Origin of the sequence: Pseudomonas oryzihabitans (assembly GCF_024652905.1) — a bacterium.
Classification (GTDB): domain Bacteria; phylum Pseudomonadota; class Gammaproteobacteria; order Pseudomonadales; family Pseudomonadaceae; genus Chryseomonas; species Chryseomonas benzopyrenica.
On sequence record NZ_CP102428.1, the window covers coordinates 3,491,235 to 3,510,270 of the forward strand.

Below are 19,036 nucleotides of genomic sequence, written 5' to 3' on the forward strand. Positions count from 1 at the left end.
CCTGGCTCTCAAGGTACCGTTTCATGTCCGACGCCCCCCTGGCCTTTCGGCCCCACGATCATTCGCGCTGCGTCGCCCACGCCCTGGCCGAGGCCGACGAACTCTGCAGCCGCGCCGGCGTGCGCCTCACCGAGCTGCGCAAGCGGGTGCTGGAGCTGGTCTGGCAAAGCCACAAGCCGCTCGGCGCCTACGACATCCTGGCCGTGCTCAGCGAGCAGGACGGTCGCCGCGCGGCGCCGCCCACCGTCTACCGGGCACTGGATTTCCTGGTCGAGAACGGCCTGGTGCACCGCATCGCCTCGCTCAACGCCTTCGTCGGCTGCAATCATCCCGGCGAGGCCCACCAAGGGCAGTTCCTGATCTGCCGCAGCTGCCAGGTGAGCATCGAACTGGAACAGCCCGCCGTGCACCAGGCCATCCTCGACGGCGCCAGCGCCGTGGGCTTCCAGGTGGAAGGCCAGACCGTGGAAGTGGTCGGTCAGTGCGCCGCCTGCCGGAAGCAGGCATGAGCGAGGCGCTGATCCGGCTGCAGGATGTCGGTGTGACCTTTGCCGGGCAGCCGGTGCTCGATCAGGTCAGCCTGACCCTGGATCCCGGTCGCATCGTCACCCTCATCGGCCCCAACGGCGCCGGCAAGACCACCCTGGTGCGCAGCGTGCTCGGCCTGCTCACGCCCGATCGCGGCAGCGTCTGGCGCCGCCCGCGGCTGCGCATCGGCTACATGCCGCAGAAACTGCAGGTGGATGCCACCCTGCCGCTGTCGGTGCTGCGCTTCCTGCGCCTGGTGCCGGGGGTGACCCGCGCCAGCGCCCTGGCCGCCCTGGGCGAAGTGGGCGCCGAGGGCGTCATCGACAGCCCCCTGCAGAGCATTTCCGGCGGCGAGTTGCAGCGGGTATTGCTGGCCCGCGCCCTGCTCCGCCAACCCGAGTTGCTGGTGCTCGACGAGCCCGTGCAGGGCGTCGACATCAATGGCCAGAGCGAGCTGTACCGGCTGATCGGCCAGTTGCGCGAGCGTCATGGTTGCGGCGTGCTGATGGTCTCCCATGACCTGCACCTGGTGATGGGCGCCACCGATCAGGTGATCTGCCTGAATCGCCACGTCTGCTGCTCCGGGCACCCCGAGCAGGTCAGTGGCGATCCGGCCTACCAGGCGCTGTTCGGCCAGAGCGCGCGCAACCTCGCCGTCTATCACCACCACCACGATCACGCCCACGACCTGCATGGCAGCGTGGTCAAGACGCCGCACGTCCATGGAGCCCACTGCAAGCATGGCTGATTTTCTGCTGTATGCCCTGCTCGCCGGTCTCGCCCTCGCCCTCGTCGCCGGCCCCCTCGGCTCCTTCGTGGTCTGGCGGCGCATGGCCTACTTCGGCGACACCCTGTCCCATGCCGCCCTGCTCGGGGTCGCCGTGGGCTTCCTGCTGGATGTCAGCCCGACCCTGACCGTTACCGTCGGCTGCCTGGCATTGGCGGTGGTGCTGGTGGTGCTACAGCGCCGTCGCGGCCTGGCCGCCGACACCCTGCTCGGCATCCTCGCCCACAGCACCCTGTCACTGGGCCTGGTGGCGCTGTCGTTCATGCACGAGGTGCGGATCGACCTGATGAGCTATCTGTTCGGCGATCTGCTGGCAGTGGGCCCCAGCGATCTGCGCTGGATCCTCGGCGGCAGCGCCGTGGTGCTGGTGGCTTTGGCCTGTCTGTGGCGCCCGCTGCTGGCCATCACCGTGCACGAGGAACTGGCCCAGGTCGAAGGCCTGCCGGTGACCTGGATCCGCCTGGCGCTGATGCTGCTGGTGGCCATCGTCATCGCCGTGGCCATGAAGATCGTCGGGGTTCTGCTGATCACCTCGCTGCTGATCATCCCCGCCGCCACGGCCCAGCGCCATGCCCGCAGTCCCGAGCAGATGGCCTGTGGCGCCAGCCTGCTGGGCATGGCCGCCGTGTGCCTGGGGTTGACCCTGTCCTGGTACCAGGACACCCCGGCCGGACCCTCGGTGGTGGTGGCCGCCGCCGGGATGTTTCTGCTGGGCTACCTGCTGCCCCGCCGCACCTAGTAGTCCTAGGGCGCCTGCCAGACCGCTTGGCTTACCTCCACCGCCCGGGGAATCAGCCCCTGGGCCTTGAAGATGTCGGCGGTCTGTTGCTGGGTGGCGATGATCTCCGGCGTCAGCGCCGTCAACCCGTAGCGGGTGCGTGCCTGCCAGGTGGCGATCACCGCTTCCGGCAGCCCGATCTGCTCGGCCAGGATGCGCGTCACCTCCGGCTTATGGGCATTGGCCCAGGCACCAGCCTTGGCCAGTTCCGCCAGCAACAAGCGGATCGCCTCGGGATGGGCATCGGCGAAGCGCCGCGAACCCTCATAGAAGCTGTTGGCGTGCAGCAGACCTTTATAGTCGGCCAGCACTCGCACCGGCTGGCCTTGCTGGATGGCCGCCAGATAGGGATCCCAGACCACCCAGGCGTCCACCGAACCGTTGACGAAGGCGGCGCGGGCATCGGCCGGCGGCAGATAGACCGGCTGGATGTCCTTGAAGCTCAGCCCGGCCTTTTCCAGGGCCGCGACCAGCAAAAAGTTGGCGCTCGACCCCTTCTGCACGGCCACCTTCTTGCCCTTGAGTTCGGCGACGTCGCGGATCGGCGAACCGTCCGGCACCAGGATGGCCTCCACCGCCTCGCTGGCCGGTTCGGCGCCCAGGTAGACCAGATCGATCCCCGCCGCCTGGGCGAAGATCGGTGGCGGGGAGCCGGTATAACCGACGTCGATGCTGCCGGCATTGAGGGCTTCCAGCAATTGCGGCCCAGCCTGGAACTCGCGCCAGCTCACCTGATAGCCCTGGGCCCCTAGGGCCTGCTCAAGGGTGCCCTGGGCCTTGAGCACGGCCAGCAGACCGCCGCCCTTCTGATAACCGATGCGCAACGGCTGGTCGGCGGCCTGTACCGGAGCGAGCACACCGAGCGCGGCTAGCAGAACGGCGCCCTGCGCCAGCCATCGTCGGAGAGAGGAACGAACCATGGTGACCTTCCTTATATTCCATTTGGAAAGGTCAGCCTGGCCTATCTAGACCTGAATGTTTAATACATTTCTCTGCTAAGGCTATGCCCAGGCCAGGCATCAATGGCCGGCCAAGGTCCGATTGACGCTGGCCCCAGGATCGCGCCACCCTGCGCCAGCGGCGGCCATCGGGGCCGCCGAGCCTATCGGAGCCCGCCATGCCTTTTCTGATCGAGACCTTCGACAAGCCGGACAGCCTGGCCCTGCGCCAGCAGCATCGCCCGGCTCACCTGGATTTCCTGCGCGAGAACGCCGCCGCCCTGCTGGCCTGCGGTGCCAAGCTCAGCGATGACGGCGAGACCGCCAGCGGCAGCGTCTATATCGTCGATGTGGAAACCCGCGCCGAGGCCGAAGCCTTCATCGCCCACGATCCCTTCACCACTGCCGGGCTGCCTGGCGAAGTGCGTATCACCCGCTGGCGCAAGGCGATTCTGGACGGCAAGGCCTTCGTCTGAGCCAAGCCACGGCGGCCTGCCCTGGCCGCCTCTGGCCTAGCGCAAACTGGCTTAAGAACACCTTAAGCCTGGCACAATGCCATCTGAATCAACGTTGTTCGCCGCCGTTGCAAGTTCACACTTCTAGTAATCGCTTCACAGAAAAGTGATGCAGCGCAAGAAAAGCCGGAGTTTTCCCGCCGCTACAGCAAGGAAGCTAACGAACTAGCCTAAGCTCACCGGGCTCAGATGATCTGATGCGCCGACATCCGTTCCCCACGCCCGTGGAGACGCTGTCTCGCTTAGCTAGTACAGAGGACTCAGCATGACCAAGACCACGCCTGAAAAGGATCTGCGCATCGAGACGATCCGCGGACTGGCGCTGTTTCTGATGGTAGCGGGCCACGTGATCGGCAGTTCGTCCACCCTCGGCATGAAGGTGCCGGACGACTCCGTGCTGCGCTATCTCTACGATTCTCTCGTCTACGTACGGATGCCGCTGTTCACCGCCATCTCCGGTTACGTCTATGCGCTGCGCCCGGTGAATACCGGCAGCGACCTGTCACGCTTTTACCAGGGCAAGTTCAAACGCATCGGCATTCCTCTGCTGGTGGTGTCGACGCTGTTCTTCGCCTTGCAGATGGCGGTGCCCAACACCAATTACAAGCCGCAGCTGACCGACATCTTCAGCATCTACTTCTTCAGCTACGCGCACTTCTGGTTCCTGCAGTCGATCTTCTGCATCTTCGTGGTGATCGCCCTGTTGGAAAAGGCCGGACTGCTGCTGACCCTGCGCAACTTCGGCCTGGTGTTCGCCGTAGCCCTGGCGGCGTCCTTCGCCTGGGAGAGCTTCCCGGACCTGTTCAGCCTCTACAAGGCGGTCCAGCTGTTCCCCTTCTTCCTGCTGGGCCTGGGTCTCTACCGCTTCGGCGCGCAGCTCATCACCCAACGCAATGTCGTGACCATGGCCGTGGCCCTGGTGATCCTGGTGGCCATGGACCAGGCCTATCTGTTCGAACTGGTCGATCTCGACGAGACCGACATGGCCATCATCGGTACCGCCTTGGGTCTTGCCGCCATCAGCCTGCTGATCGCCCGCCGCTTCTACTTCAAGCCGCTGGCTTGGCTAGGGTACTTCTCCTTCGAGATCTACCTGTTCCACGTTTTCGGCACCGCCGGGGCGCGCATCGTGCTGAACAAGCTGCAGGTGCACGACACCTGGGTGGTGTTCACCGTCAGCATGGTCATGGGTCTGTTCCTGCCGGTGGCGCTCAAGTTGGTGCTGGAACGGATCAGTCCGCTGCACTTCCTCAGCGTGGCCTTCTTTGGTGCCAAGACGCGAGTCAATCGCGCCACGCCGCCGCTGCAAAAGAAAGCCACGGCCTAGGCGACCTGCAAGGGCGACCGGTCATGAAAAAACCCACGCCTTGGCGTGGGTTTTTTATTGCCTGGCCCGTCACTCGACGCTGAGGACGACGCGACCGCGGGTAGGGCACTGCTCCATGCAGCGATGGGCTTCGACGAACTGCGCGAAGGGAAAGACCTGCTTGATCTGCGCCTTGAGCAGGCGATCACGGGTCAGTTGGTCGATGTGCTGCAAGGCTTCACGCACCGCGGCACAATCGGCTTCCAGGCCCATCTCCGGCTGGCCGGTGAAGTCCTGCACGCAGTGGATGTAGAGCTTGAATTTCTTCTTGAAGGCCGCGCAGGCCGGCAGCGGGGTCTGGTTGCCGCCGTTGAGGCCGTAGAGCAGCAACCGGCCGCGGGGCGCCATGGCCTCGCCGAGCAGCGCCAGTTGCGGACCGCCCAGGGCATCCAGGGCCACGTGCACGCCAACGCCGTCGGTGATGCTGGCGATGCGGCTGACCAAATCCTCTTCCTCGGCGGCGATGACCCTTTCCGCGCCCAATTCGCGCAGGTAGTCACGGTCGGCGGCGTCGTGGGTGCTGGCGATGACCCGGGCACCCAGGGCCTTGGCCAGCTGGATGGAGGCCGGACCGCAACAGCGACTGGCATCGGTGATCAGTACCCATTCGCCGGGCTGCAGCCGCGCCTGGTGCATCAGCGCGGTATAGACGGTGAGCAGCGGATTGTAGTGCACCGCGGCTTCCACCGGGGTGAGCACGTCCGGGTAGCGCACCAGGGAGGTGGCTGGATAGACCAGGTCGTCGCCATAGGCCGGATAGCGATTGATGTCGTGGCCGAGAAAGCTGGCCACGCGATCGCCCACCGCCAGGTCGGCCACGCCTTCGCCCAGGGCGGTGACCACCCCGGCCAGCTCGCAGCCGAGACCGGCCGGGGGCACGGCCTGCTCAGGAGCCAGATTCTGCCGCCAGAGCACGTCGTACCAGCTCACGCCGATGGCCTCTACCCGCACCAGCACCTCGCCTGGCCCCGCCACGGGCGTGGGCCGGTCGATGCAGGCGAGCACCTCCGGCGGGCCGAATTGGGTGAACTGGATCAGGCGGGACATGGCACTACCTCGCGTTGATGCCGACCCCGGAACCGTTGCCGAGGCGGACTGCTTATGGCTAGGACTCTAACCAGCCTTGCCTTAGGATTCTATGCATCCCCATCGATAATGGACATCGGGGGTATCGATCCACTCCCTATCGGGGCCTGAATGAACCGTACCGATCTGCGCCGCGTCGACCTCAACCTGCTCATCGTGTTCGAGACCCTGATGCTCGAGCGCAGCGTCACCCGTGCCGCGGAAAAGCTGTTTCTCGGCCAGCCGGCGATCAGCGCCGCCCTGGCGCGACTGCGCACCCTGTTCGACGATCCGCTGTTCGTGCGTACCGGGCGCAGCATGGAGCCGACCCCCCGGGCCCAGGAGATCGCCGCCCTGCTGTCGCCGGCCCTGGACCAAATCTCCAGCGCGGTGAGCCGGACCCAGAGTTTCGAGCCGGCCAGCGCCGACCGGGTGTTTCGCGTCGGCCTATCCGACGACGTCGAATTCGCCCTGCTGCCGCCGCTGCTCAGGCGCATCCGCATCGAGGCGCCGGGCACCACCCTGGTGGTGCGGCGAATGAACTACCTGACCGCCGCCGGCATGCTGGCCTCCGGCGAGATCACCGTGGCGGTGGGCTATACCGAGGAATTGCCAGCCAATGCCAAGCGCCGCCCGGTGCGCCGCTTCGGCTTCAAGGTACTGCGCGCCGACAGCAAGCCCGGGCGCCTGACCCTGGACGAATACTGCGCCCGCCCCCATGCCCTGGTGTCCTATGCTGGCGACCTCACCGGCTATATCGACGAATTGCTCGACAAGCTCGGCCGCCAGCGCCGGGTGGTGCTGGCGGTGCCCCAGTTCAACGGCCTGGGCTCGCTGCTGGCGGAAACCGATCTGCTGGTGATGGTGCCGGACTACACCGCACGCCTGCTGGCCAGCACCGGCGGCCTTCGCTACGAAGACCCGCCCGCCGAGCTGAACGACGGCGGCCATGAATTGCCCATGGCCTGGAGCGGTGCCCAGGATCACGACCCCGGCGAGCGCTGGCTGAGGTCGCGCATCCAGATGTTCATTGGCGATCCGGACAGCCTTTGAGAAACGGATTCTGCTCTTGATTCGGCAGAAGGGCTCAACCGCGGCCCTTTCCAGCAAGGGCCATCACCGCCAGCGATACCTACAGCAAAACCATCATCGCCATCGATAAATAAGTTCGAGCCCTTCGATTCGTCGCCGACCTTACCCGGCGGCAGACTCGCCTCCCTGACCTCTTTCCACCTCGGGCGGACTCGAACATGGATCTCTTCGCGAAAACCCTCGGCCCCCTGGCCCTGACTTCAACGCTGTTGCTTGCCGCCTGCGGCGATTCCCATCCCCAGGCCAGTGCCGCACCGCCCGCGCCCAAGGTGAGCGCCGCCGAGGTGCTGCGCCAGCCGGTGGTGGAATGGGACGAGGTGACCGGCCGGCTGGAAGCGCCGGAATCCGTGGTGGTGCGTCCGCGCGTCTCCGGCTACGTCGACCGCGTCCTGTTCCACGAGGGTGCCCGGGTCAAGCGCGGCGACCTCCTCCTGCAGATCGATCCGCGGCCCCTCCAGGCCGAGGTCAAGCGCCTCGAAGCCGAGCTGCAACAGGCCCGCGCCAACGCCAGCCGCACCGCCGACGAAGCTGCCCGGGGCGAACGCCTGCGCAGCAGCAACGCCATCTCCGCGGAAATCGTCGAGGCCCGCCGCAGCGCCGCCCAGGAAGCCAAGGCCAGCGTCGCCGCCGCCCAGGCGCAACTGGACGCCGCGCGCCTGAATTTGGGCTTCACCGAGGTCCGCGCCGCCATCGACGGGCGCGTCGGCCGTGCCGAGGTCACCGCCGGCAACCTGGTCAACGCTGGCGACACCCGCCTCACCACCCTGGTCTCCACCGACAAGGTCTATGCCTATTTCGACGCCGACGAGCGCGTCTTCCTCAAGCAGCAAGCCCTCGCCCGCCAGGGTCAGCGCGGCATGGCCAGCCCGGTCTACATGGCGCTGTCCAACGAGGACGACTTCTCCCACGAAGGCCACATGGACTTCATGGACAACCAGCTCGATCCGCGCACCGGCACCATCCATGGCCGCGCCGTGTTCGACAACGCCGACGGTCGCTTCACCCCGGGGCTCTATGCCCGGCTGCGGCTGGTGGGCAGCGGCACCTACGAAGGCACCCTGATCCAGGACGCCGCCGTAGGCACCGACCTGGGCAAGAAATTCGTGCTGGTGGTGGATGGCCAGAGCAAGACGGCCTATCGCACCGTCGACCTGGGCCCACGCCTGGAAGGCCTGCGTATCGTGCGCAAGGGGCTGGAAGCCGGCGATCGCATCGTGGTCAACGGCCTGCAGCGGGTGCGCCCGGGCATGACCGTCGACGCCCAGTCGGTGCCCATGGCCGATGCCACCACCCTGGCCGCCCTCAAGCGCCAGCGTGACGCGGTCCTGGCCAGCCTGCCGGCGCCCACCCAGCCGCTCAAGGTAGGTAGTCGCTAGACCCCAGGCTCCACCCCGTCCCGTTTCAGACTTTCACCCGTCCAGGCATCGCGGTATCGCGGTCATGGTGGTTCGCCACTGCGACCGCTCCTACAGAGAATGACGCTTTTGTAGGAGCGGTCCATGACCGCGATAGGCGCGACGGCCGCCTGCTGCCCAAGGAAAGCCCGATGAACTTCTCCCAGTTCTTCATCCGCCGGCCGATCTTCGCCGCCGTGCTCTCGCTGATCATCCTGATCGGCGGGGCCATCTCGCTGTTCCAGCTGCCGATCAGCGAATACCCCGAGGTCGTCCCGCCCACCGTGGTGGTGCGCGCCACCTTCCCCGGCGCCAACCCCAAGGTGATCGGCGAGACCGTGGCCGCACCCCTGGAGCAGGCCATGAACGGCGTGGAGCACATGCTCTACCTGTCGTCCCAGTCGACCGCCGACGGCAAGCTGACCCTGACCATCACCTTCGCCCTGGGGACCAACCTGGACACCGCCCAGGTGCAGGTGCAGAACCGCGTCACCCGCACCCTGCCCAAGCTGCCGGAAGAGGTGCAGCGCCTCGGCGTGACCGCCGACAAGGCCTCGCCGGACCTGGCGATGGTGGTGCACCTGACCTCGCCGGATCAGCGCTACGACATGCTCTATCTGTCCAACTACGCCCTGATCAACGTCAAGGACGAACTGGCGCGACTGGACGGCGTGGGCGATGTCCAGCTGTTCGGCATGGGCGACTATTCCCTGCGCGTCTGGCTCGATCCGGACAAGGTCGCCTCGCGCGGCCTGACCGCCAGCGACGTGGTCACCGCCATCCGTGAGCAGAATCGCCAGGTCGCCGCCGGTGCCCTGGGCGCGCCGCCAGCGCCGGGCAGCACCAGCTTCCAGCTGGCCATCAACACCCAGGGCCGCCTGGTGGATGAGGAAGAATTCGCCAACATCATCGTGCGCGCCGGCAGCGACGGCCAGATCACCCGGCTGCGCGACATCGCCCGCATCGAACTGGGCTCCAACCAGTACGCCCTGAGATCGCTGCTGAACAATCAGCCGGCGGTGGCCATCCCGATCTTCCAGCGCCCCGGCAGCAACGCCATCGACCTGTCCAACCAGGTACGCGCCAAGATGGCCGAGCTCAAGCAGGGCTTCCCCCAGGGCATGGACTACGAGATCGTCTACGACCCGACCATCTTCGTGCGCGGCTCCATCGAGGCCGTGGTGCACACCCTGTTCGAGGCCATCATCCTGGTGGTGCTGGTGGTGATCCTGTTCCTGCAGACCTGGCGCGCCTCGATCATTCCGTTGGCGGCAGTGCCGGTGTCGCTGATCGGCACCTTCGCGGTGATGCACGCCTTCGGCTTCTCGCTCAATGCGTTGTCCCTGTTCGGCCTGGTGCTGGCCATCGGCATCGTGGTGGACGACGCCATCGTGGTGGTGGAAAACGTCGAACGGAACATCGGCCTCGGCCTCGATCCGGTGGCCGCCACCCGGCGCGCCATGGGCGAGGTGACCGGGCCCATCATCGCCACCGCCCTGGTGCTCTGCGCGGTGTTCGTGCCGACCGCCTTCATCTCCGGTCTCACCGGGCAGTTCTATCGGCAATTCGCCCTGACCATCGCCATCTCCACGGTGATCTCGGCCTTCAACTCCCTGACCCTGTCGCCGGCCCTGGCCGCGGTACTGCTCAAGGGCCACGACGCGCCCAAGGACCGTTTCTCGCGGCTGCTCGACCGGCTGTTCGGCGGCTGGCTGTTCGCGCCCTTCAACCGCTTCTTCGACAAGGCCAGCCACGGCTATGTCGGCGCCGTGCGCCGGGTATTGCGCGGTGGCTCCATCGTGCTGGTGCTCTATGTGGTGCTACTCGGCCTGACCGGCCTGGGCCTGGTGAAGACGCCGACCGGATTCGTACCGCCCCAGGACAAGCAGTACCTGGTGGCCTTCGCCCAATTGCCCGACGCCGCCACTCTGGATCGCAGCGAGGAGGTCATCCGCCGCATGTCGGCCATCGCCCTCAAGCACCCCGGTGTGGAAAGCACCGTGGCCTTCCCCGGCCTGTCCATCAACGGCTTCACCAACAGCCCCAACAGCGGCATCGTCTTCGTGACCCTCAAGCCCTTCGAGGAGCGCCGTGATCCCCAGTTGTCGGCCGGCGCCATCGCCGCGCAGCTGAACGGTGAATTCGCCGCCATCCAGGAATCCATCATCGCCATCTTCCCGCCGCCACCGGTGCAGGGGCTGGGCAGCATCGGCGGCTTCCGCCTGCAGGTGGAAGACCGTGGCAACCTGGGTTACGAGGAGCTCTACACCCAGACCCAGAGCGTGCTGGCCAAGGCCCGGCAGCTGCCGGAGCTGGCGCCGGAGTCGCTGTTCACCAGCTACCAGGTCAACGTGCCGCAGATCGATGCCCATATCGATCGCGAGAAGGCCAAGACCCACGGGGTGCCCATCGACGCCATCTTCGACACCCTGCAGGCCTACCTGGGCTCGGTCTACGCCAACGACTTCAACCGCTTCGGCCGTACCTTCCAGGTCAACGTCCAGGCCGACCAGCGCTTTCGCCTGGAGCCCGAGCAGATCGGCCAGCTCAAGGTGCGCAACGACCGCGGCGAGATGGTGCCCTTGTCCACCTTCGTCAAGATCAGCGATACCGCGGGGCCTGACCGGGTGATGCACTACAACGGCTTCCTCACCGCCGAGATCAACGGTGCGCCGGCCCCGGGCTACAGTTCCGGCCAGGCCCAGGCGGCCATCGAGGCGCTGCTCAAGCAGGAGTTGCCCAACGGCATGACCTTCGAATGGACCGAGCTGACCTACCAGCAGATCCTCTCCGGCAATACCGCCCTGCTGGTCTTCCCGCTCTGCGTGCTGCTGGCCTTCCTGGTACTGGCCGCCCAGTACGAGAGCTGGAGTCTGCCGCTGGCGGTGATCCTGATCGTGCCCATGACCCTGCTCTCGGCCATCACCGGGGTGATCCTGGCCGGCAGCGACAACAACATCTTCACCCAGATCGGGCTGATCGTGCTGGTGGGCCTGGCGTGCAAGAACGCCATCCTCATCGTCGAGTTCGCCAAGGACCAGCAGGCCACCGGCAAGGACCGCGTCGCCGCGGTGCTGGAGGCCTGCCGCCTGCGCCTGAGACCCATCCTGATGACCAGCTTCGCCTTCATCATGGGTGTGGTGCCCCTGGTGACCTCCACTGGTGCCGGCGCCGAGATGCGTCATGCCATGGGCGTCGCGGTGTTCTCCGGGATGCTCGGGGTGACCTTCTTCGGGCTGCTGCTCACGCCGCTGTTCTATGTGCTGGTGCGCGCCTTCGTCGAGCGTCGCCAGGCCCGTTCCGCCGTTGCTCAGGAGGCCCAGGCATGAAGGCTTTCGCTCCCCTGCTGCTGGCGCTGGCGGTTTCCGCCTGCGCCGTCGGCCCGCACTACCAGGCGCCTACCCCGGCGCCGGCCCAACTCAAGGCCAGTCAGCAATCCGCGGCCTATGACCAGAGTCGCTTCGAGGCACTCTGGTGGCGCCAGTTCGAGGACCCGACCCTCAACGCCCTGGTCGCCAGCAGCCTGGACGGCAACCGTGAATTGCGCGCCGCCTTCGCCCGGCTGCGTGCCGCCCGCGCCCTGCGCGATGACGACGCCAACGATCTCTACCCCACGGTCACCAGCCGCGCCAGCAGCCAGCTAGGCAAGGCCCAGCAGCCCGGCCTGACCGAGGAGCGCGTCAACAGCGAGCGCTATGACCTGGGCCTGGACATGGCCTGGGAGCTGGACCTGTTCGGGCGCGTCCGCCATACCCTGGAAGCCAGCGATGCCCGCGCCGAAGCCGCGGCGTCGGATCTCGCCGCGCTGCAGGTCAGCCTGATCGCCGAACTGGTGGACGCCTATGGCGACCTGCGCGGCGCCCAGCTGCGCGAACGCATCGCCCGCGACAACCTCGGCAACCAGCGCGAGGCGCGCCGCTTGACCGTGACCCTGAGGGACGAAGGCATGGGCAGCGACCTGGACGTGCAGCGCAGCGAAGCGCGGCTGGCGGCCACCGAAGCCAGCCTGCCGGAATTCCAGGCCCAGGCCACCCGTGCGCGCAACCGCATCGCCACCCTGCTCGGCCAGCGCCCGGACGCCTTGAGCGTGGATCTCTCACCCAAGGCCCTGCCGGCCATCGCCAAGCGCCTGCCCATCGGCGATCCTGGCGAATTGCTGCGCCGCCGTCCGGACGTGGCCGCTGCCGAACGCCGGCTGGCCGCCGCCACCGCCGACGTGGGCGTGGCCACCGCCGATCTCTTCCCGCGGGTCAGCCTCTCGGGCTTTCTCGGCTTCACCGCCGGGCGCGGCTCGCAGATCGGCAGCAGTGCCGCCCGGGCCTGGGGACTCGGCCCGAGCATCACCTGGCCGGCCTTCGACCTGGGCAGCGTCCGCGCCCGCTTGCGCGGCGCCCGTGCCGGCTCCGAAGAAGCCCTGGCCAACTACGAGCAGCAGGTGCTGACCGCCCTGGAAGAAAGCGCCAATGCCTTCAGCGACTACGGCCGTCGCCAGGAGCGCCTGCAGGCGCTGATCCGTCAGTCGGTGGCCAGTCGCGCCGCTGCCGACCAGGCCGAGATCCGCTATCGCGAAGGCGGTACCGACTTCCTGGTGCTGCTCGATGCCCAGCGCGAACGCCTGGCCGCCGAGGACCAGCAGGCCCAGGGCGAGATCGAGCTCTATCGCGGCATCGTCGCCCTCTACAAGGCCCTGGGTGGCGGCTGGGACGTGCAGCCCGCCCGTCTCGCCCAGGGTAACGCTTCCCCCGCGCCGGCGCTCTGACGCTGGCGCTTACCCCCGACACGCGTGTTCTCTTGCTCCTTTGGCGTGTCGGGTTTTTTCTTCGCACTACCCGGTGCGGCGTCCAGGGTGCCGCACCGGGTGCCCTCCTCCGCACAGATCTGAGCAAAAGCCCGTATTAGAGGTCTTAGTGATACCCGCACAGCGCCTGCCAGGTGTTTGAGACCCGTGCTGGACACGGCGTGCCTGTTTCCTAATATTTTGTAAGGGAGACAGGGCTAGGATTTTGTGGTCTCTCTTTTATTATCACCTTAGGTTATTAAACCTTCGGTTCTTGTACGAAACTCGAAGATCGATTCCGACACCTCTCGCCGTCTTGGCGATCTCTGCGTGGACGCATCGAATGCCGCTCGAGGTCTCGAGGGAGCACCATCTATCCACCGCCGTGAGGCGCTCAGCTAAAGGATGCAGGCATGGTATTGGCGCTGATCATCGCGTTGCCCTTCCTGGGAACACTGTTGTCGCTGGCGACCGATCGCTTCGGTCGGCGCGCCTGCGCCCTGGGCACCGCCGTGGCGCCCGCCCTGGCCCTGGCCCTGCTGGCCACGCAACTCCCAGCGGTGCTGGACGGCACCGTGCTGCTGCAGCGGGTGGACTGGCTGCCGGCCCTGGGGCTGAATCTCAGCCTGCGCCTGGACGGTCTGGGGCTGATGTTCGCCCTGATGATCCTGGTCATCGGCCTGCTGGTGATCCTCTATGCCACCTATTACCTGAGCAAGGACGAGCCGGTCGGGCGCTTCTTCGCTTACCTGCTCTTGTTCATGGGCGCCATGCTGGGCGTGGTGCTGGCGGAAAACCTGCTGCTGCTGATGGTGTTCTGGGAGTTGACCAGCCTGTCGTCCTTCCTGCTGATCGGCTTCTGGAGCCATAGCAAGGAAGCCCGCCAGGGCGCGCGCATGGCCCTGACCGTCACCGGCGGCGGCGGCCTGGCCCTGCTCGCCGGCATCCTCTTGATCGGCCATATCGTCGGCAGCTTCGAGTTGACCGACGTGCTCGCCGCCGGCCCGCTGATCACCGGCCATGCCCTCTATCCACTGGCGCTGATCCTGGTGTTGCTGGGCGTCTTCACCAAGTCCGCGCAATTTCCCTTCCACTTCTGGCTGCCCCAGGCCATGGCCGCGCCGACGCCCGTATCGGCCTATCTGCACTCGGCGACCATGGTCAAGGCCGGGGTCTTCCTGCTGGCGCGGCTCTATCCGGCGCTGGCCGATTCGGAGTGGTGGTTCTACATCGTCACCCTCACCGGCCTCACCACCCTGGTGGTGGGCGCCATCCTGGCGCTGTTCCAGCACGACCTCAAAGGCCTGCTGGCCTACTCCACCATCAGCCATCTCGGCCTGATCACCCTGCTGTTCGGCCTCGACACCCAGCTGTCCACCGTGGCGGCGGTGTTCCACATCCTCAACCACGCCACCTTCAAGGCCTCGCTGTTCATGGCCGCCGGCATCATCGACCACGAGACCGGCAGCCGCGACATGCGGCGTCTGGCCGGGCTCTGGCGCTACATGCCGCATACCGCGGTGCTGGCCATGGTCGCCGCCGCGGCCATGGGCGGGGTGCCCCTGCTCAACGGCTTCCTGAGCAAGGAGATGTTCTTCAACGAGACCCTCAATCACGGCCTGTTCGGCAGCTTCAGCTGGGTCGTGCCGGCGGTGGCGGTGCTCTACGGGGTCTTCTCGGTGGCCTATTCGCTGCGCTTCATCCACGACGTCTTCTTCAACGGCGAGCCGCGCGACCTGCCCCACTACCCGCCTCATGAACCGCCGCGCTACATGAAGATCCCGGTGGAGATCCTGGTGCTGCTCTGCCTGCTGGTGGGCGTGGTGCCGGGCTACACCGTGGCGCCGCTGCTGGCCGCGGGTGCCAGCGCCGCCCTTGGCGGTAGCCTGCCCGACTACAGCCTGGCCATCTGGCACGGCTTCAACACCGCCCTGGTGATGAGCATCCTGGCCATGGTCGGCGGCGTACTGGTCTATGCCTTCCGCCAGCCCCTGTTCCGCTGGCAGGAGGGACTGCCCGACGTCGACGCCCGCCTGGTCTTCGAGCAGAGCCTGAACCGGCTGATCGGCTTCGCCCAGCGGCTCACCGGGCGCCTGGAGAGCGGCTCGCTGCAGGGCTACATCGCGCTGATGCTGGCGGCCACCCTGGTGCTGCTGGTGGCGGCACTGTCGGGGCTGGACAGCCTTCACGGTCCGGTCGCGCTGTCGCCCTTCGATCCGCTCACCGCCCTGGGCCTGGGCATCCTGATGCTGACCGCGGTACTGACGGTGTTCTTCCACCGCAACCGGCTCAAGGCCTTGATGACCCTGAGCACCGTGGGCCTGATCGTCTCGCTGCTGTTCGCCCGCTACTCGGCGCCGGACCTGGCCCTGACCCAGCTGTCGGTGGAGGTGGTGACGATCATCCTGCTGGTGCTGGCGCTGTTCTTCATGCCGGATCGCACGCCCATCGAATCCAGCAGCCTGCGCGGCCTGCGCGACGTCCTGCTGGCCGGCGGCCTGGGCCTGCTGGTGGCGCTGCTGGCCTATGCCGTGCTGACCCGCCCCTACGAGGGCATCGGCGACTTCTTCCTGGCCAACTCGGTGTCCGGGGGTGGTGGCTACAACGTGGTCAACGTCATCCTGGTGGACTTCCGTGGTTTCGACACCCTTGGCGAGATCACCGTGCTGGCCATCGCCGCCGCCGGCGTCTACGGTCTGCTCAAGCACCTGCATCTGCCGCATCCGCTGGTCGACCCCAAGGGCACGCCCTGGTCCCGCGACAGCCACCCGATGATCCTCAACAACGTGGCGCGGGTGCTGCTGCCGCTGGCGTTGCTGGTATCGGCCTTCATCTTCGTGCGTGGCCACAACCTGCCCGGCGGCGGCTTCATCGCCGGCCTGATCACCGCCATCGCCCTGATCCTGCAGTACGTGGCCCATGGCGTGACCTGGACCCAGCGGCGCCTGCCGATCAGCTACCACGCCATCTGCGGCCTCGGCGTGCTGATCGCTGCCTTGACCGGACTGGGTTCGCTGGCCTTCGGTCACCCCTTCCTCACCACCGCCTTCGACTACTTCGCCATCCCCCTGATCGGCAAGACCGAACTGGCCACCGCCCTGATCTTCGATCTCGGCGTCTACCTCGCCGTCGTCGGCGCCACCCTCCTGATCCTCTCCAACCTCGGCCATGTCAGCCGGGACGAGACGGACAAGGACGGCTCCAGCCAGGAGGTGCTCTAACATGGAAATCCTGTTCTGCACGGCCCTTGGGGTCCTCGTCGCCAGCGGCGTCTACCTGCTGCTCCGGGCGCGCCTCTATCCGGTGGTGCTCGGCCTCACCCTGCTCTCCTACGCGGTCAATCTCTTCCTGTTTGCCATGGGCCGCCTGCGCACCGGCGTGCCGGCGGTGATCGGCAAGGCCGCCGAGCAGGCCGATCCGGTGCCCCAGGCGCTGGTGCTCACCGCCATCGTCATCGGCTTCGCCATGACCGCCTTCGTGGTGGCCCTGTCGCTGCGCGCCCTCGGCGAGTTGCGTACCGACCACGTGGATGGCGAGGAGCCGCGCCGATGAAGCACCTGATCATCCTGCCGATTCTCGTACCGCTGTTCATGGGTGCCTTCCTGCTCATGCGTCCGCGGCTGTCCGCCAGCACCGCGCGCGGGCTGTCGCTGCTGGCCACCTGGACCCTGCTGCCGCTGGCACTGCTGCTCCTGCAGCGAGCCAACAGCGGTCAGCTGGAGGTCTATGCCCTGGGCGACTGGCCGGCGCCCTTCGGTATCGTCCTGCTGCTGGATCGCCTGGCCGCGCTGATGCTGGTCAGCGTGGCGGTGCTGGCCGCCGGGGCGGCGCTCTATGCCTGCCGCGGCGACGACAAGCGTGGCCCGGATTTCCATGCGCTGTTCCAGTTCCAGCTGCTGGGCATCAATGGCGCCTTTCTCACCGGCGACCTGTTCAACCTCTTCGTCTTCTTCGAGATCCTGCTGATCGCCTCCTATGCCCTGCTGGTGCATGGCGCCGGCCCCGCCCGGGTCCGCGCCGGCCTGCACTACGTGGTGCTCAACCTGGTGGGCTCGGCGCTGTTCCTGATCGGCATCGGCCTGCTCTATGGCCTGCTCGGCACCCTGAACATGGCCGACCTCGGCCTCCGGGTCGCCAACGCCGATCCCGAACAGGCACCGCTGCTGGCCGCCGCGGGCTTTCTGCTGCTGGTGGTCTTTGGTCTCAAGGGCGCCATCCTGCCGCTGTACTTCTGGCTGCCCAGTGCTTATTCCGCCGCCAGCGCCCCGGTCGCCGCCCTGTTCGCCATCATGACCAAGGTCGGGCTCTACGCCATCGTCCGCGTCTTCCTGCTGGTATTCGGCACGGCCGCCGGCCCCCTGGCCCACTATGTCCTGCCCTGGCTCTGGCCGCTGGCGGCGGTCACCCTGGCCGCCGGGGTGTTCGGCGCCCTGGCGGCCCATCACCTCAAGGCCCTGCTTGGCTACCTGGTGGTCATCTCGGTAGGGATGCTGCTGACCGGCGTGGCCCTGGGCAGCGTCGCGGGCCTGGCCGCCAGCTTCTTCTACCTGGTGCACAGCACCTGGATCGCCGGTGCCCTGTTCCTGCTGGCGGATCTCATCGCCCAGCAGCGCGGGGCGCAGGGCGATACCCTCAACAGCGGTCCGCAACTGGCTCACCCACGACTGCTCGGTGGCCTGTTCTTTCTCGGTGCGGTATCCGTCGCCGGCCTGCCGCCCTTCCCCGGCTTTCTCGGCAAGGTGATGCTCTTGCAGGCTACCGGCACCACCTGGCCGGCATTGATCATCTGGCCGGTGGTGCTGCTGGGCGGCCTGGGCATGATCATCGCCCTGTCCCGCGCCGGCACCACGCTGTTCTGGCGCGGCAACAGCGCCGCCCTGGACGTCCGCCTCGATCCGGTCCAGCTCGCCGCCACCCTCGGCCTGCTGCTGGGCAGCCCGCTGCTGATGGCGCTGGCCGCGCCGCTGCACGGCTACGCCTTGGAAACCGCCCGGCAATTGCTGGACGTCACACCCTACTTCGACATCGTCCGGGGGGTTGGCCCATGAAACGCTGGCTACCGCACCCACTGCTCACCGGGTTGCTGACCCTGACCTGGCTGCTGCTCAACAACAGCCTGAGTCTGGGCCAGCTGCTGCTGGGTCTGCTGCTTGGCTGGGGCATCCCGCTGCTGTGCCAGGACTTCCTGCTGCACGCGCCCCGGCTGCGCCGCCCGGTCCTCCTGCTGCGCTACATGCTGATGGTGGTATACGACATCATCGTCGCCAACCTGCACGTCGCCCGCCTGGTGCTGGGCCGGACCGAGGCGCTCAAGCCGGCGTTCATCGAGGTGCCCATCGACATCGAGGACGAATTCCTGCTCACCCTGCTGGCCTGCGTGGTATCCCTCACCCCCGGCACCGTTTCCTCCGGCCTCAGCGGCGATCGCAAGACCCTGCTGCTGCACGGTCTCGATGTCGCGGACAAGGACGCGGTGATCCATCAGGTCAAGACGCGCTATGAAGCCCCGCTCAAGGAGATCTTCGAATGCTCACCTACGTGACCCTGCTGTGCATGGGGATGATGGGCGTGGCCGCCGTGCTCAACGTCTATCGCCTGGTGAAGGGACCGGACATTCCGGATCGGGTGCTGGCCCTGGATACCCTCTACATCAACGTCCTGGCGATCATCATCCTGCTCGGTATCTGGCTGGCCACCGACGTCTTCTTCGAAGCCTCGCTGCTCATCGCCGTAACCGGTTTCGTCGGCACCGTGGCGCTGGGCAAGCATATGCTGCATGGCGAAATCATCGATTAA

At 66.9% G+C, this 19,036-nt stretch carries 16 protein-coding genes; 14 read left to right on the forward strand and 2 right to left on the reverse strand.

What is annotated here, in order from left to right; translation table 11 throughout:
* The first annotated feature begins 23 nt into the window (after positions 1-23).
* The 3 genes from NRG74_RS16215 to znuB are packed head-to-tail and all read left to right on the forward strand — an operon-like array spanning position 24 to position 2,054.
* Complete coding sequence (locus tag NRG74_RS16215) at positions 24-509, forward strand: Fur family transcriptional regulator (protein WP_017642325.1); 486 nt, start codon at positions 24-26, stop codon at positions 507-509.
* Entirely contained in the window at positions 506-1,276 is a 771-nt protein-coding gene (gene znuC / locus NRG74_RS16220) for a zinc ABC transporter ATP-binding protein ZnuC (RefSeq protein WP_064309197.1), read from the forward strand. Before NRG74_RS16215 ends, znuC begins: the two co-directional genes overlap by 4 nt.
* On the forward strand, positions 1,269-2,054 hold the full coding sequence (gene znuB / locus NRG74_RS16225; RefSeq protein WP_093255103.1) for a zinc ABC transporter permease subunit ZnuB: 786 nt from the start codon (positions 1,269-1,271) through the stop codon (positions 2,052-2,054). Before znuC ends, znuB begins: the two co-directional genes overlap by 8 nt.
* Positions 2,055-2,059: 5 nt before the next feature.
* Here znuB and NRG74_RS16230 read toward each other — a convergent pair whose 3' ends face one another.
* The gene (locus NRG74_RS16230; RefSeq protein ID WP_257704795.1) at positions 2,060-3,013 is read right to left on the reverse strand and encodes a sulfonate ABC transporter substrate-binding protein; all 954 of its coding nucleotides are present in this window, start codon (positions 3,011-3,013) and stop codon (positions 2,060-2,062) included.
* A 197-nt stretch (positions 3,014-3,210) separates the two neighbouring features.
* On the opposite strand from NRG74_RS16230, the gene NRG74_RS16235 reads away from it, so the two are divergent.
* Positions 3,211-3,507, forward strand: coding sequence for a YciI family protein (locus tag NRG74_RS16235; protein WP_257704796.1), 297 nt, complete (start codon positions 3,211-3,213; stop codon positions 3,505-3,507).
* A 304-nt stretch (positions 3,508-3,811) separates the two neighbouring features.
* Complete coding sequence (locus tag NRG74_RS16240) at positions 3,812-4,873, forward strand: acyltransferase family protein (protein ID WP_017642330.1); 1,062 nt, start codon at positions 3,812-3,814, stop codon at positions 4,871-4,873.
* Between the two features lie 69 nt (positions 4,874-4,942).
* Here NRG74_RS16240 and NRG74_RS16245 read toward each other — a convergent pair whose 3' ends face one another.
* Positions 4,943-5,959 carry a zinc-dependent alcohol dehydrogenase family protein gene (locus NRG74_RS16245; protein ID WP_017642331.1) on the reverse strand — a complete coding sequence of 339 codons (1,017 nt, stop codon included), beginning with the start codon at positions 5,957-5,959 and terminating at the stop codon, positions 4,943-4,945.
* A gap of 150 nt (positions 5,960-6,109) precedes the next feature.
* On the opposite strand from NRG74_RS16245, the gene NRG74_RS16250 reads away from it, so the two are divergent.
* From NRG74_RS16250 to NRG74_RS16290, 9 genes are all read left to right on the forward strand, one after another.
* Positions 6,110-7,030: a LysR family transcriptional regulator gene (locus NRG74_RS16250; RefSeq protein WP_017642332.1), complete on the forward strand. Its 921-nt coding sequence runs from the start codon at positions 6,110-6,112 to the stop codon at positions 7,028-7,030.
* A gap of 197 nt (positions 7,031-7,227) precedes the next feature.
* On the forward strand, positions 7,228-8,445 hold the full coding sequence (locus NRG74_RS16255; protein WP_257704797.1) for an efflux RND transporter periplasmic adaptor subunit: 1,218 nt from the start codon (positions 7,228-7,230) through the stop codon (positions 8,443-8,445).
* Positions 8,446-8,615: 170 nt separating this feature from the next.
* Positions 8,616-11,792, forward strand: a complete 3,177-nt coding sequence (locus tag NRG74_RS16260; protein ID WP_257704798.1) for an efflux RND transporter permease subunit — start codon at positions 8,616-8,618, stop codon at positions 11,790-11,792.
* Positions 11,789-13,222, forward strand: a complete 1,434-nt coding sequence (locus NRG74_RS16265; protein ID WP_257704799.1) for an efflux transporter outer membrane subunit — start codon at positions 11,789-11,791, stop codon at positions 13,220-13,222. The genes NRG74_RS16260 and NRG74_RS16265 overlap by 4 nt, the downstream gene beginning before the upstream one ends.
* 431 nt (positions 13,223-13,653) lie before the next feature.
* On the forward strand, positions 13,654-16,461 hold the full coding sequence (locus NRG74_RS16270) for a monovalent cation/H+ antiporter subunit A (RefSeq protein WP_257704800.1): 2,808 nt from the start codon (positions 13,654-13,656) through the stop codon (positions 16,459-16,461).
* 1 nt (position 16,462) lies between these two features.
* On the forward strand, positions 16,463-16,792 hold the full coding sequence (locus NRG74_RS16275) for a Na+/H+ antiporter subunit C (protein ID WP_257704801.1): 330 nt from the start codon (positions 16,463-16,465) through the stop codon (positions 16,790-16,792).
* Positions 16,789-18,288 carry a monovalent cation/H+ antiporter subunit D gene (locus NRG74_RS16280; protein WP_160924256.1) on the forward strand — a complete coding sequence of 500 codons (1,500 nt, stop codon included), beginning with the start codon at positions 16,789-16,791 and terminating at the stop codon, positions 18,286-18,288. Before NRG74_RS16275 ends, NRG74_RS16280 begins: the two co-directional genes overlap by 4 nt.
* Positions 18,285-18,782 (forward strand): Na+/H+ antiporter subunit E, encoded by a 498-nt coding sequence (locus NRG74_RS16285; RefSeq protein ID WP_026083993.1) that lies wholly within the window; start codon positions 18,285-18,287, stop codon positions 18,780-18,782. The genes NRG74_RS16280 and NRG74_RS16285 overlap by 4 nt, the downstream gene beginning before the upstream one ends.
* Complete coding sequence (locus tag NRG74_RS16290) at positions 18,767-19,036, forward strand: K+/H+ antiporter subunit F (protein WP_257704802.1); 270 nt, start codon at positions 18,767-18,769, stop codon at positions 19,034-19,036. Before NRG74_RS16285 ends, NRG74_RS16290 begins: the two co-directional genes overlap by 16 nt.